11 protein-coding genes are annotated in these 14,407 nt (G+C 67.2%); 7 read left to right on the forward strand and 4 right to left on the reverse strand.

Features of this window, described 5'->3' with window-relative positions:
• Positions 1-46: 46 nt before the first annotated feature.
• The 6 genes from ACH34W_RS25890 (at position 47) to ACH34W_RS25915 (ending at position 9,736) form a co-directional block, all read left to right on the forward strand.
• Positions 47-2,116: a hypothetical protein gene (locus tag ACH34W_RS25890; protein WP_395963632.1), complete on the forward strand. Its 2,070-nt coding sequence runs from the start codon at positions 47-49 to the stop codon at positions 2,114-2,116.
• Positions 2,113-2,238 (forward strand): hypothetical protein, encoded by a 126-nt coding sequence (locus ACH34W_RS25895; protein WP_395963633.1) that lies wholly within the window; start codon positions 2,113-2,115, stop codon positions 2,236-2,238. The genes ACH34W_RS25890 and ACH34W_RS25895 overlap by 4 nt, the downstream gene beginning before the upstream one ends.
• Positions 2,239-2,250: 12 nt before the next feature.
• Positions 2,251-3,357: a LacI family DNA-binding transcriptional regulator gene (locus tag ACH34W_RS25900; protein WP_395963634.1), complete on the forward strand. Its 1,107-nt coding sequence runs from the start codon at positions 2,251-2,253 to the stop codon at positions 3,355-3,357.
• A gap of 538 nt (positions 3,358-3,895) precedes the next feature.
• Complete coding sequence (locus ACH34W_RS25905) at positions 3,896-5,887, forward strand: alpha-L-fucosidase (RefSeq protein ID WP_395963635.1); 1,992 nt, start codon at positions 3,896-3,898, stop codon at positions 5,885-5,887.
• A 54-nt stretch (positions 5,888-5,941) separates the two neighbouring features.
• Positions 5,942-7,315, forward strand: a complete 1,374-nt coding sequence (locus ACH34W_RS25910; RefSeq protein ID WP_395963636.1) for a glycoside hydrolase family 43 protein — start codon at positions 5,942-5,944, stop codon at positions 7,313-7,315.
• A 33-nt stretch (positions 7,316-7,348) separates the two neighbouring features.
• Complete coding sequence (locus ACH34W_RS25915; RefSeq protein ID WP_395963637.1) at positions 7,349-9,736, forward strand: ricin-type beta-trefoil lectin domain protein; 2,388 nt, start codon at positions 7,349-7,351, stop codon at positions 9,734-9,736.
• A 142-nt stretch (positions 9,737-9,878) separates the two neighbouring features.
• Here the strand turns inward: ACH34W_RS25915 and ACH34W_RS25920 are convergent, their stop codons facing one another.
• From ACH34W_RS25920 to ACH34W_RS25935, 4 genes are all read right to left on the reverse strand, one after another.
• The gene (locus tag ACH34W_RS25920) at positions 9,879-10,508 is read right to left on the reverse strand and encodes a LysE family translocator (protein ID WP_395963638.1); all 630 of its coding nucleotides are present in this window, start codon (positions 10,506-10,508) and stop codon (positions 9,879-9,881) included.
• Positions 10,509-10,589: 81 nt separating this feature from the next.
• The gene (locus ACH34W_RS25925) at positions 10,590-11,159 is read right to left on the reverse strand and encodes a TetR/AcrR family transcriptional regulator (RefSeq protein ID WP_395963639.1); all 570 of its coding nucleotides are present in this window, start codon (positions 11,157-11,159) and stop codon (positions 10,590-10,592) included.
• A 4-nt stretch (positions 11,160-11,163) separates the two neighbouring features.
• Positions 11,164-12,711 carry an MFS transporter gene (locus ACH34W_RS25930; protein ID WP_395963640.1) on the reverse strand — a complete coding sequence of 516 codons (1,548 nt, stop codon included), beginning with the start codon at positions 12,709-12,711 and terminating at the stop codon, positions 11,164-11,166.
• Between the two features lie 233 nt (positions 12,712-12,944).
• A complete protein-coding gene (locus tag ACH34W_RS25935) occupies positions 12,945-13,286 on the reverse strand; it encodes a hypothetical protein (protein ID WP_395963641.1) in 342 nt (113 codons plus the stop codon).
• A 95-nt stretch (positions 13,287-13,381) separates the two neighbouring features.
• On the opposite strand from ACH34W_RS25935, the gene ACH34W_RS25940 reads away from it, so the two are divergent.
• Positions 13,382-14,407 (forward strand): MDR family NADP-dependent oxidoreductase, encoded by a 1,026-nt coding sequence (locus ACH34W_RS25940; protein ID WP_395963642.1) that lies wholly within the window; start codon positions 13,382-13,384, stop codon positions 14,405-14,407.

Genomic DNA, 14,407 nt, shown 5'->3' on the forward strand with positions numbered 1-14,407 from the left:
CCCACTCTTTCCGAGGATGTGCGGCCCTGGAATGGAGAACTCCCGGATGCAACCAGCCATCACGGCCTCGGTACCGCTGCTGGAACCGCCAGGCTGGGCGATAGCCCAGCGCGAGCTGTTCGACCTGCTCGACTACGCCTGGCGCCAATTCACGCGCGACTTCACCGATCCGGACGGGCGGCTGACCTATCGCGGCCGGCTCACCTCGCGCGATGGAGTGGACGACTTCTATGAGACGTTCTTCAACTGGCCCCAGCTCTACCTGCTCGGCGGTGCAGACGACCTCCTCGCCGCGTCCGAATCGCACTGGGAGGGAGTCACCCGGCAGCTGACCGAGTTGGGCATGCTCCATGACGAGTACGAGCGCGGTTATGACTGGTTCCACCAGGGCGAGAGCCTGCTGTTGTTCTACTTCCTGTGCATGGCCGCCCCTGAACGCTGGGCCGGACGGGCGCTGCGGTTCGCCGAGCTGTATGTCGATCCGGCGCACGGAAATTACGACCCCGAACATCGCATCATCCGCAGGCCGCACAATGGCAGCGACCCCCAGCGAGAGGGCCTGTTCGACGGCGACGCGTATCCCTGGCTGCCCCGCGAGGCCGAGACGTACGGCTTCCCGCTGGAATGGATCCTGCCGCCAAGCGCCACGAAACCGGAGCTCGATCGCGACCCGCGGCTGAGCACGGAGATGCGCCGCCGGATGGGCGCCGGGGATACCGCGGTGAACCTGGCCGCCTCCGGCCTCGTGCTCAACGCACTGATCCTCTCCGGTGATGAACGGTACCGGGACTGGATCGCCGAGTACGTCGGTGCGTGGCGCGAACGGGCCGCCGCCAGCGGCGGCAGCGGCGGCAGCGGCGGCAGCGGCGGCAGCGGCATCATCCCGGACAACGTCGCCCCGGACGGCACGGTCGGCGGGCTGCTGGGGGGCCGCTGGCACGGCGGGCATTACGGCTGGTCCTGGCCGCACGGCTGGTACAGCGTCGGGCACGCCGCAGCGGTCGGGGCTCTCGCCGCGGTCGCCGCCACGGGCGACGACTCCTTTCTCGACCTGGTACGCCCGGCACTGGACGAGCTCATCGCCCACGGGAAGGTCATGTCCTTCGCCGAGGCGGACTCCAGCCTGCAGTCCAAGTGGACCGTACAACTGGGCGAAGACGTGCACACGCCCACGCTGCACGTTCCGTTCCGATACGGGGATGACGGCTGGTTCGACCACAACCCGATGCTCATGTCGGTGCCGATCGCGCTGTGGCACCACTCCGCTTCCAACGCGGACCGGGAGCGCATCGAACGGCTGCGCGCTGCCAGCGGCTACGACTGGCGTACCGTGCGGCCCTTCCGCAGCAAGGAGGAGGCCGGACACGAAGAGCCGTGGTTCGCCTTCCTCGCCGGGGACGATCCCGGCTACCCGGAACGGATCCTCGCCGCCGCGCAGGCCCAGGTGCGTCACCGCCTGGCCCGCATGGAGCAGTACTGCGGCTGGGACGTGCCCGAGGCCGACATCCACCTCTGGCAGCAGTCGAACCCGGTGGTCACCGAGGCCCTGGTCCAGCTGACCTGGGGCGGCCCGCAGGTCATCTACAACGGCGGCCTGCAGCAGGCGCGCGTGCGCTACTACGACGACGACCGTCGGCGGCCCGGGCTGCCGCCTTCGGTGGCAGCGCTCGTGTCCAGCATCGATCCAGAGGCGACCGTGGTCGACCTGGTCAATCTCGACCCGCAGGCCGCGCGCTCGGTCGTCGTCCAAGCCGGAGCGTTCGCCGAGCACACGATCCGCACCGTGCACCACACCGTCTGCGATGACGAGTCCTGGATCGGCGATCTGTACGACTACGGGCACAGGCCGCCGACTGTGACCTGCACCAAGGCTCGGGTCGACAGCCCTTGGCTCCGCGTAGTGCTTCCCCGGTCGACCCGTATCCGGCTAACCCTGCGGCTCGATTTGCGCACGCGGCCTCCGTCCTATCGCACGCCGTTCACCGCTGACGCCGCTCACCCCATTGACCCCACTGACCCCACTGACCCCACTGACCACGCTGTCGCCGCTGACCACGCTGTCGCCACTGACCCAGCGGTCGCGGCTGACCCCGCCGACCTCGGGGATCCGGTATGAGGCAGCCTCCGCCGTTCGGCACGGGACTGGACGGTCGCCGACCTCCCGCCAAGGCCAGCGTCCGCTCTGGGATCCGCACGTTGCACGGAGTCAACCTGGCAGAGATCCGCTACCTGAGCTGAAAGGGAAGGTGCATGGACGACAGTGGGAACGGCCGTCCGGAGGAGGGCCGGTCGCCGGTCCTGGAGGATGTGGCCAAGCTGGCCCAGGTCTCGGCGATGACGGTCTCCCGTGTGCTGCACTCGCCAGAGAAAGTGCGGCCCCAGACACGGGAGCGCGTCATGGCCGCCGTGCGCCGGCTGGGCTACCGGCCGAAGATCGCCGCGCGGGTGCCGGCGGCTGGAGGCTCCGGCATCCTGGGCGTCATCACCGTCGACAACCTGCGCTACGGCCCGGCAGCGACGTTGTACGCGATCGAGCAGGCCGCCCGCCGGCACGACTACATGATCAGTGTCCTCAGGCTCGACGCGTCCGACGACCGTGCGCTCGACGAGACCATGGAACTGCTGCGCGGCCTGCCGGTCGACGGGATCATCGTCGGTGCACCGCTCGAGTCGGCCGTCGACCGCCTGCGTGCCCCCCTTCCAACGGACCTGCCGCTGGTCGTTGCCGACGCTGCCGAGGACATCCCCTTCCCGGTCGCCGCAGTCGATCAGCACGCCGGGGCCGCCCGGGCGGTCCGGCACCTGCTCAGCCTCGGGCACGAGACTGTCTGGCATCTGGCCGGGCCCCCTGTGTGGGTCGATGCCAGGAGCCGCCAGGACGCCTGGCGAGAGGTCCTGACAAGCGAGGGACGCCCAGTACCCGAGCCGATCATCGGAGACTGGTCTGCTCGCTCCGGCTACGAGCTGGGCAGGCTGATCGCCCGCGATCCGGAGGTCACCGCGGTCTTCGCCGCCAACGACGCCATGGCCCTCGGGCTGCAACGCGCACTGCAGGCGGCCGGCCGGCCGGTCCCCGATGAGGTGAGCGTGGTCGGCTTCGACGACGTTCCCGAGTCTGGCTACCTCATCCCGCCCCTCACGACCGTTCACCAGGACTTCCGCGAAGTTGGCCGCCGCGCCGTCCAGCTGCTGCTCGAGCAGCTCGCTGTACCCGAGGCTGAGCCCAAGGCTGCTGAGCCCGAGGCCAAGGCAGATGTCGCCGAGCCCGAGGACGAGGACGCCGCGCCTCTGCGCAGCCTCATCGATCCCAAGCTCGTGGTCCGCGAGAGCACCAGGCCTCCCGGGAGACCTCGGTGAGACCTCAGTGACTGGTGAGGCGATGCCCGTCCCCGTCTCGCGTACCGCTGTCAGGACGTTGACGCGCACATCTCAAGACTCCTCGATGACTCCCGCAGTAAATGGCGGCGATGGGTGTTTCAATGTTAGCCATAACGTTAGTTATAACTAACATTCGCAACCTCGACTGATGACAATCCGGCCAACTGGGTCATGAAAGCTTTCATACCTATCGGCACGCGGATATTGCCGGTACCAGCGCCTTTCGGCGAACCCCAATGCTCCCCCTTGAGGCCATGGTTGATGTCTGTCATTCTCAGTGCGCATGTGAGCGCTGATAATTCGCGGAGGAATACCGGCCGGATCGGAGGCGACTTTGGCCCCGTTCCTCCGATCCCGATGAGCGGGTGGTGACCGCTGCGCTGTCCGCTCATCGGGGGCACAGCACACCCACCCGCCGCGCTCCCCTCGCGCCTATCACGCCCATCGTGCTGATCGGAGGCCGTGCAATGGGGTTTTCGCATCGCCTCACGAGAGAAACCCCCGAAAGGCTCTCGTCATGTCTTCGTCGTCGTCATTCCAGTTCAGCCGTCGCAGGCTGCTCGTCACCGCAGGGATCACCGGGGCCGCCGCGGCCACCGGTCTGCTGAGAGCCGGAACCGGGCATGCCGCCACCGCTCCGAGCAGCTACACCCCCACCTGGCCGTCGGTGGACCAGCATCCGGCGGCTCCGGAGTGGTTCCAGGATGCCAAGTTCGGCATCTACTACCACTGGGGCGTGTTCAGCGTTCCCGCGTTCGCCAACGAGTGGTACCCGCGCTCCATGTACATCAACGGCTCGAACGAGAACAACCATCACAGGAGCGTCTACGGCGATCCCTCGGCGTGGCCGTACCACAACTTCATCAACGGCGCCCGGGACAGGGCCGGCAACTGGGTGCAGTTCGCGCCCAAACTGAGGTCCGCCGGGGGCAATTTCGATCCCAATGAGTGGGCGCAGCTGTTCGCCGACGCCGGTGCCAGGTTCGCCGGGCCGGTGGCTGAGCACCACGACGGTTATTCGATGTGGAACAGCACCGTCAACGAATGGAACTCGGTGGCCACCGGTCCTCGGCTAGACCTGTTGCGGCTGCACGCCGATGCGATCCGCGCCAAGGGCATGAAGCTGTTCGTGTCACTGCACCACGCGTACAACTTCACCGGCTACTACGACAATGTGCCGACACAACCGACGACCTCACTAAAGAAGCTGTACGGGCAGCTTGGCGCGGCCGCAGAGAACCAGCTGTGGTACGACAAGCTCCGCGAGGTCATCGAGGGCTACCAGCCCGACATCCTGTGGCAGGACTTCAATCTGAGCCGGGTCGACGAGTCCCAACGGCTGAATTTCCTGGCCTACTACTACAACCAGGCGATCGCCTGGAACAAGGAAGTGGTCGCCACTTACAAGGACGGGTTCAACAACCGGGGCGAGGTCTATGACTTCGAGCGCGGCGGGCCGGCCGGCATCCAGTACCCGTACTGGCTGACCGACGACAGCGTCTCCAGCTCCAGCTGGTGCTACACCGTGGGCATCGGCTACTACTCGATCAACGCCATGCTGCACTCGCTGATCGACCGGGTCAGCAAGAACGGCAACATGGTGCTGAACATCGCACCGATGGCCGACGGCACCATCCCGTCCGGGCAGCGGGACATCCTGCTCGGCATCGGCGATCACCTCAGACGATTCGGCGAGTCCATCTACGCCACCCGGGCCTGGGCGACCCACGGCGAGGGCCCCACACAGATGGGCGGCGGCTCCTTCACCACCCCGCGGGAGGGCACCAACAAGGACATCCGGTTCACCCGCAGCAATGACAACACCGTGCTGTACGCCACCGTGCTGGGCTGGCCGGGGAGCACGCTGAACATCACCACGCTGAGCTCGAACCGGATCAACCTGAGCTCGCTGACCTCGGTACGGCTGCTCGGCTCCACGGCCGGGTCGTACATCGACCTGCCCAACCGCAGCCAGGACGGTTCCGGCCTGCACATCTCGATGCCCTCCGCCGGACCCCCGTTCAGCGCGCGGGCGTACGTGGTCAAGTTGACCTTCTCAGGACAGATCCCCGCCCTTGGCGCAGGCCCGACTCCCACCGGCTGGGCGCGGATCGCCAACGTCACCAGCGGTCTCGTCCTGGACAGCGGCGGAAACGTCGCCTCCGGCTCGATGCTCAAGCAATGGAACTACGACGGCAGCACCAACCTGCAATGGCAGCTGGTGGACCTCGGCAGCGGTTATTACCGCGTCGTCAACCGTACCAACGGAATGGTCGCCGACAGCTGGGGCGACGCCGCCAACGGCGCGTCCGCGCGGCAGGCGCCGTGGAACGGCGGCAACAACCAGCAATGGCGGCTGAACAGTCTCGGCAACGGCCGCTACCAAATCATCAACCGCGGCACCGGAACGGCCTTGGACGGCGCGGGCAGCACCACGGCGGGCTCCACCACGACCCTGTGGGCACCTAATTCCAGCACCAACAACCAGTGGACCATCACCGCCGTCTAGCCATCGTCGCATTTCCCGCCTCGATCTTTTATTGCCGCCCATAAAGGGGTAATCGTGAAGCTCGCACCCCGTCTCGCCCCGAGACACGCGATCGCCGCAATGGTGAGCCTGCTCTGTATCGCAACGCTGCTTCCGGCCGTGGCCAGAGCGGACAACCCGATCGTCCAGCACATTTACACCGCCGACCCGGCGCCGCTCGTGCACAACGGCCGGGTGTACCTCTACACCGGGCACGACGAAGACGGCTCCACCTGGTTCACCATGAAGGAGTGGCGGGTCTGGTCGTCCGCCGACATGGTGAACTGGACCGATCACGGCTCCCCGCTGAACCTCGCCACCTTCAGCTGGGCGAAGTCGGACGCGTGGGCGGGCCAGGCCGTCTACAGAAATGGCAAGTTCTACTGGTACGTCCCGGTGACGAGCCGGGCAACCGGCAGGTATGCGATCGGGGTGGCAGTCTCCGACAGCCCCACCGGGCCCTTCAGGGACGCCATCGGGCGTCCACTGGTCGAGAACGGCGAGATCGACCCCAGCGTCTTCATCGACGACAACGGGCAGGCATATCTGTACTGGGGCAATCCCAATCTGTGGTACCTGCGACTGAACGCCGACATGATCTCCTACTCGGGAGGCCCGACCCAGATCCCCCTCACCACCGCAGGGTTCGGCACCCGTACCGGCGATCCGAACCGCCCGACCCTGTACGAGGAGGGGCCCTGGGTCTACAAGCGCAACGGCCTGTACTACAACGTGTTCGCGGCGAAATGCTGCTCTGAGTTCATCGCCTATTCGACGGCCCCCGGCCCCACCGGGCCATGGACCTACCGAGGAACGATCATGCCCACGCAGGGCAGCAGTTTCACCAACCATCCCGGCGTCATCGATTTCAACGGGAGCTCCTACTTCTTCTACCACAACGGGGCGTTGCCGGGCGGCGGCGGTTACACCCGTTCGGTCGCCGTGGAGAAGTTCAGCTACAACGCGGACGGCGGCTTCCCGACGATCAATATGACCACCACCGGGGCGCCGCAGATCGGCACGCTGAATCCGTACGTGCGCCAAGAGGCCGAAACGATCGCCTGGGGATCCGGCATCGAGACCGAGCCGTCCAGCGAAGGCGGAATGAACATCGGGTGGCTCGCGAACGGGGACTGGATCAAAGTCAAGGGCGTCGCCTTCGGCGCCGGTGCCGCGTCTTTCAGCGCACGCGTGGCCTCGGCCGGCAGTGGCGGCGCCATCGAGCTGCGTCTGGACAGTCCCACCGGAACGGTCGTCGGTAACTGCAATGTGCCGGTCACCGGTGGATGGCAGACGTGGACGAGTGTGTCGTGCCCGGTGAACGGTGCGACGGGAACCCACGATCTGTACCTCAAGTTCACCGGTGGAAGCGGCAACCTGTTCAACGTGAACTGGTGGCAATTCAATTAGGCGATCAGCGCCCCGCCCCATGAAAGGAGACCCGTGTTCGCTTTCTCTCCCGCTGCGGTGCGCAGGTCGCTGTTCGCCGCGGTCGCCGCCGTAGGACTGTTCGCTCCGGCCGCCGTGGTGGTTTCGGCCTCCCCGGCCTTCGCCGCTACCACGACGCTCTACGCCTCACCTTCCGGTAGCGGTTCCAACTGCTCGGCCGCACAGCCATGCTCCCTGACCGCCGCACAAGCCGCGGTGCGGTCGCTCAACGGCTCGATGTCCGGTGACATCGTCGTGGAGCTTGCCGACGGGGTGTACCGGCTCTCCGCGCCGCTGCGGCTGACCGCCGCCGACTCGGGCAACAACGGATACCGCGTCGTGTGGCAGGCGGCCCCGTCGGCACGCCCCGTCATCAGCGGCGCCAGGGCGGTCACCGGATGGTCGCTGGCCGACTCCGCGAAGAACATCTGGCGGGCCAATGTCGGAGCCGGGATCGACACCCGGCAGCTGTACGTCAACGGCGCCATCGCCACCCGTGCGCGCACGCAGGTGAACCGGTCCGACTTCAGCGCCACCAGCACTGGGATGAGGTTCAGCAATACCGCGCTGAACTACCTGAACAACCTGGCCAACCAGAACCGTGTGCAAATGGAGAGCGTCGGCTCGTTCACCGACCGGTACGTGTCGGTGCAGGGCATCAGCGGGAACTTCATCACGATGCAGCAGCCGGGCTGGAGCAACAACATCTTCGGATATGACACGTTCACCAGCCCGCACCGGGCGGGTCCGCTCTACCTGACCAACGCGTACGAGTTCCTGGATTCACCGGGAGAGTGGTACCTCAATCCCGGCACCGGCGCCCTGTCCTACATTCCGCTCGCCGGACAGAACATGGGCAACGTCAATGTGGAACTGCCGGTGTTGCAGTCCCTGGTGAATGTCGGGGGCACCTACGACGCGCCCGCGCACCACGTCACGTTCACCGGGATCACGTTCAGCGGCACGAGCTGGCTGGCGCCCAGTAGCAATCAGGGCTACGCGGACCAGCAGACCGGCGCCTACAACGCCGGCAACTGGAACTCGCCCGGGCCGACCGCCTGCCAGAGCGGGTGCACGCAGTTCGAGGCCACTCGACCGCACTGGTACCAGATGCCCGCCGCCGTGCAGGTCTCCGCGGCCAACAACATCACCTTCAGCGACTCCCAGTTCGTCAACCTGGGTCAGATGGCAGTCGGCATCGGCAACGACGCCAACGCCCACGCCAGCGGGGTCGGCCTCGGCGCCAGCGACATCACGGTCACCCGGTCCGAGATCGCCCGCAGCTCGGCCGGGGGCATCGTGGTCGGCGGTGTGCGCGCCGACGCGCACCACCCCGGCGACCAGCGAATGGTCAACCGGAATATCACCATCAGCAACAACCGCATCCACGACCTCGGGGTGGAGTACCGGGGCAACGTGTCGGCCCTCACCACCTACGTCACCAATGCCACCATGTCCCACAACGAGGTCTACAACATGCCGTACTCCGGCCTGTCGATCGGGTACGGCTGGGGCTCCAACGACGCCGGCGGCAGCGACCATTACGCCGGCCGTGGCCTGTACAACTACCAACCTCGGTATACAACGCCCACCACCGCGTCCAACAACCGGCTCATCGGCAATTACGTGCACGACGTCATGCAGCAGATGACCGATGGCGGATGCATCTACACGCTGTCCTGGAATCCGAGTGCGGCAATCAACGGGAACTACTGCCTGCGGACCAATGGCTGGTTCGGGCTCTACTTCGACGAGGGCTCCCGGTACTACACCGCTAGCAACAACGTCTTCTCCGACACCGGCACCTGGGCCACGGCCAACTACTGGGGCGGTGAGAACATGGGGAACTTCACCGTCACCAACAACTGGTCGACCAATGGCAGCAGCAACGTGACCAACGGCGACCGGGGCAACGTCGTTCACAGCAACACGACGGTCACCAACGGCAACTGGCCATCGGCCGCGCAAGCGGTGATGGCGTCCGCCGGGGTCCAATCCAGCACCGGCGGTCAGCAAAACGTCCTGATCGTGGGGCAGCCGTCAGGCCGCTGTATCGACATCGGCAACTCCTCGACGACCAACGGCACTCAGGCGCAGCTTTGGGACTGTAACGGCGGCGCCAACCAGCGCTGGACCTACACGTCCGGCAAGCAGTTGACCCTGTTCGGGAACAAATGCCTGGACGCCTCCGGTCAGGGGACCAGCAACGGCACCCTGGCAGTGATCTGGGACTGCAACGGACAGACCAACCAGCAATGGAACATCAACGCCAACGGCACCATCACCGGCGTTCAGTCCGGGCTATGCCTGGACGTCAGCGACTACGGGACCACCAACGGCACCAAAATCCACCTCTGGTCGTGCCACGGCGGCACTAACCAGCAATGGAGCCTGCGCAACTAACACGTTCGACCCCGAACGTTCGACTCCGAACCTTCGCCCTGCTCTGCCGCCTTCTCCGCGGGTGCCGGGCCGTGGGCGTGTCCAGGAGTCGCACGTCGCCTTGTCGCAGATCGCGGGCAATCGCCCGCGTAGTCCGAGCCCCTCAGCGTTCGGCCGCAAGCCTGATGCCCAGGCCGATGAACACGCCCCCGGTCGCGGCGTCGATCCGGCGCCGCACCGCCTGGCGTGCGCGCAGCCAGCCGCCGATCCGCCCGGCCAGGACGCCGACCGTTCCGTCTGCCAAGAACTCCAGGACGATCAGGATGCCGCCGAGCACGAGGAACTGCAGCCAGACGGGCCCCGCACTGGGATCGATGAACTGGGGCAGGAAGGCGACCATGAAGGTGAACGTCTGCGGGTTGGCCATGGAGCAGACCGCGCCGTTGAGGAAGGCGCGCCGACCCGACATCCCGCCGACGGCCAGATCATCGCTCTGGCTTTTCTTGCGATTGCGGATCATCTGCACACCCAGGTAGATCAGGTACGCGGATCCGGCGATCCGAAGCGCCGTGAACACGACGGGAAACGCCGTCAGCAGCACGGCGAGCCCGGCGGCCGCCGCAGCGATGTACACCGCGTCGCCCGCGATCACGCCGACCGTGGCCAGCAGTCCTGCACGGGCGCCGCCCCGCACGCCACACCCAAGCACGAACAGCATGTCGGGACCGGGCGTGACCAGAGCGATGATGGTGGTCAGGGTGAACACGGCGAGCAGATGAGGGTCGATCAGCATGCGGTGATCTTCTCAGCTCCGCCGGCGTGCAGCCCACCCGGTTTTCGCGGATCGGGGCACCTGCTGATGTGGCCAACTGGGCTATTGGCTCGTTCTCGGCAGGGCCTTGCTGAGGACTGCCCGGATGTGGCCGGGGTCGGCTTCGTGATCGTCGAGCAGGATTGCCGTACAGAGGCCGTCGGACAGGGCGACGAAGGCTTCTATGGCGTCGGGGTCGTCGGTCCGTGTCCGGGCGAGTTCCGCGACGTTGTCGCGCCAGCGTCGCGCTACCGGGCGTAGGGCGGGCCGGCGGGCCGCCAGGGTCGACAGTTCGCGCTCGGCGAGGGCGCGCTCACGGCCGGGTCCGGCAGATTCGGCGATGAGCTGGGCAAGCCCGTCGACCGGGTCGTCCTCGCTGTCGATGAGTTGCCGGATGCGCTGGGTGTAGGCGTCGGTGACGCTGGTCAAGGCGGCTACCAGCAGGTCGTCCAGGGTGGCGAAGTAATAGAGCGTCAGGCTGGTGGTGATGCCGGCCTCCTTGGCGACGGTCCGGTGGGTGACGCCGGTCGCACCGTCGCGGCGGACGATCGTGAGTGTCGCCTCGATGATCTGGGCGCGACGGCGTTGGCCGCGCAGTTTGCGCCCATCCACCGTGCCTTGTGCAGCCGCCATCGTCTCACCAGCCATCGCCGCTCCCGCGAGTCGAGGCTATCGGCTCCGCCTCAGCGCCCCCAAGGGGCCGCACGTGGCGCAGGCTCACGAAGCAGGCCACCGAAGCAGCCGCTATGGCGATTCCTGCTGCGATGGCGGCGGTGTTGAGCCCGCTGGTGAACGCGGCTCGCGCGTTTTCGAGAACCCCGGCTCGCAGTGGGGTCACGACGGACGATGCTCTGGAGAGACTGTCGCGGTACGCCTCGGCTGCGGATGGGGCCAGCCCGGACGGAACCTCGACCGTGGTCCGGTAGATCGCCGTGGTGAGGCTGCCAAGGAGCGCCACCCCCACAGCGATGCCGAGCTCTTGGACGGTCTCCGATAGCGCGGCGGCAGATCCGGACTTCTCTGCTGGTGCCGCACCCACGACAATGTCGGTGCCAAGTGCGGCGATGACACCGAGCCCGAGGTAGACGAACGCGAATCCAGCGACCACGATCACCTTGTTGTCTGTGCCGGCCAGGGCAAGAAAGACGTACCCGAGCAGCGACAGCGCCAAGGTGGCGGCCATGACGACGCCAGGCGATACACGACCGGCCACCAGCGGCGCACCAATTGCCCCGACGAGCATGGCCAGCGCGGGCGGTCCCATCCACAGCCCAGCCACCGTCGGTGAGAGGCCCTCGACGAGCTGCAGGTACTGAGTGACCAGGAACATCACTCCCCCAAAACCGACAAGGCCGACCAACAGGACCGTCAAGGCCGCCGAGAAGGCCCGGCTGGTGAACAGCTTCATATCCAGCAGCGGCTCTTTCAGGCGCAGCTGGCGACGGACGAAGGCGACTGCCGAGCCGGCACCGGCAAGGACGGCGGCCAACGCCTGGACGTCGAGACCATGGGCCGCGACATGCTTGATCGCGTACATGATCGGCAGCATCGCCGCCAGGGACAACCCCACGCTCAGCAGATCGAGCCGGCCGACACGGGTCTGAAACTCCGGTAGCAGCGCCGGTGCACCGGCCAGCACGAGCACAGCGACCGGCACCGCGATGAGAAAGGCCGCGCCCCACCAGAAGCCGGCCGCCAGCACACCGCCCACGACCGGGCCTGCGGCCATTCCCAGCGCGAACATCGTGGCCCACACGCCGATCGCCAGGGCTCGCTGCCGCGCGTCGGTGAACATGTTGCTGATCAGAGACAACGTCGAGGGCATCAGCGTTGCCCCGGCCACCCCGAGCAGGGCCCGCGCCAGTATCAGCCAGAGGGCGCTGGGTGCGAAGGCCGCGCAGACCGAGGCCGCAGCGAACGCAGCCATTCCGATCATCAGCTGGCGGCGCCGTCCGTGGCGGTCACCCAACGTCCCCATTGTGATCAGGAAGCCGGCGATGAAGAAGCCGTAGGCGTCCATGATCCACAACGTCTCCGTCGCGGTGGGGCCCAGGTCCGCGGCAAGACTCGGAACGACGAGGTAGAGCGCCGTCACGTCGAGGCCCAGCAGCATGGTCGGCAACGCCAACAGTGCGAGGCCGCCCCACTCTCGCCACCCGGCACGTGCGGACTGCCCCGCCTTCATCGCAGCTCCCTCTGACGATAATTGAACTATCGTACTACTTGTACCATAGTACAAATATATGCCCGCAAAGGAGCCGGGGATTGCGAGACAGGAACGCGCCCCTCAGCGTGGGGAAGTCGGCAGCCGGTGGGAAAGGCACACAGGACTCGGCTGATCGCCACGAGCTTGCCGAGCCAGCCCGCCAGCCGGACGTGGCCATCCGCCAGCCCGACGTAGCCATCCGCCAGCGAGGTCTACGGATCGGCCAGCGGGGCGTGGCGGTCCGCCAGCAACGTGTAGCGATCGGCCAGCGGGGCGTGGCGATCGGCCAGCGGGGCGGCCAGCGAGGTGTAGTGATCCGCCAGCGAGGTGTAGCGATCCGCCAGCGAGGTGTAGCGATCGGCCAGCGAGTGTGGCGCTCGGTCACCGGGGTGCGCGATCGCCAGCCGGATGTAGCGATCCGCGCGCTCGGCGGCCGGGATCGCCGCGTCGTCTCTGACACCTCGATCAGGGCCAGATCTCCCCGCGCGAGGCCGAGGTTTCGGCCACCCCGGTGAGTCCGAAGAATGCCTGGCGCCGCCTGCTGTGATCGCCACGGCTTGCCTTTGACGTACGGGTCAAGGGTTAACGTCGCGCAGTCGTACGGACGCCCCGGACGTCCCCGCCGCCCGTCCAGAATCGAGATGCGATCATGCCCGACCTGCCCCGTACCCACCGAGAAGTTCGACTCGCCGGCAAGCCCGCCGGTGGCCTGCCGAGGCCGGAACACTTCGAGATCGTCGAGGCGGCGCTGCCGATCCCCGGGGAGGGCGAGGTGCTGGTCCGCAACCGCTTCTTCCATGTCTTCGCCGCCCTGCGCACGCTGATCGGCGGCGGCCAGGAAGGCGCGCCGTTCCCGCCGCTGCTCCCGGGCGACACTCTCTTCGGGGCTGCGATCGGGGAGGTCGTCAGCGCGCCGGAGGGCGTCGCGTTCGAGCCCGGCGACCTGGTCTCGCACTGGCTGGGATGGCGCGAGTACGCGACCCCGGCCGCCGGCCAGTGCACACCGCTGCCCGACACGTTGCCCGATCCCGTCGCGTACCTGGCGCAGGGGGCCACGGCGTACGGGGCGCTGACCCGCGGGGCCGGCGTGCAGCCCGGCGACACCGTGTTCGTCTCCGGCGGGGCTGGCTCGGTCGGCTCGATGGCCGGGCAGATCGCCCGGCTGCTGGGCGCCGGACGCGTGATCGGCAGCACCGGCTCGCGGGAGAAGGGCGACCGGCTGGTCAACGAGCTCGGCTACGACGCCGCCGTGATCCGAGGCGCCGGGCCGATCACCGAGCAGCTCGCCAAGGCCACGCCCGACGGCATCGACGTCGTCCTCGACAACGTCGGCGGCCAGGAGCTGCAGGCAGCCGTGATCGCAGCCCGGAAGGGCGCCCGGTTCGTCCTCGTCGGCGCGCTGTCCGGGCAACTCTCGCCGTCCGGCACGGGCACGACATCGCCGGTCGAGTTGGACTCGTACATGCTCATCGGCAAGCAGATCACGATGCGCGGCTACAGCGGGGGCGGCGACGAGGAGATCCGGTCGCAGTGGCTCGACCGGTTCGCCGGCTGGCTGGGCTCCGGCGACATCACCTTCCCCTACGTCAGCGTCCCGGGCATCGAAGCCGCGCCACAGGCGTTGCACGACATGATGAGCGGCCAGCACCTGGGCACCGTCGTGGTCGCCCTCTAA

The sequence above is a fragment of the Actinomadura sp. 6N118 genome (assembly GCF_044326415.1).
Classification (GTDB): Bacteria; Actinomycetota; Actinomycetes; order Streptosporangiales; family Streptosporangiaceae; genus Spirillospora.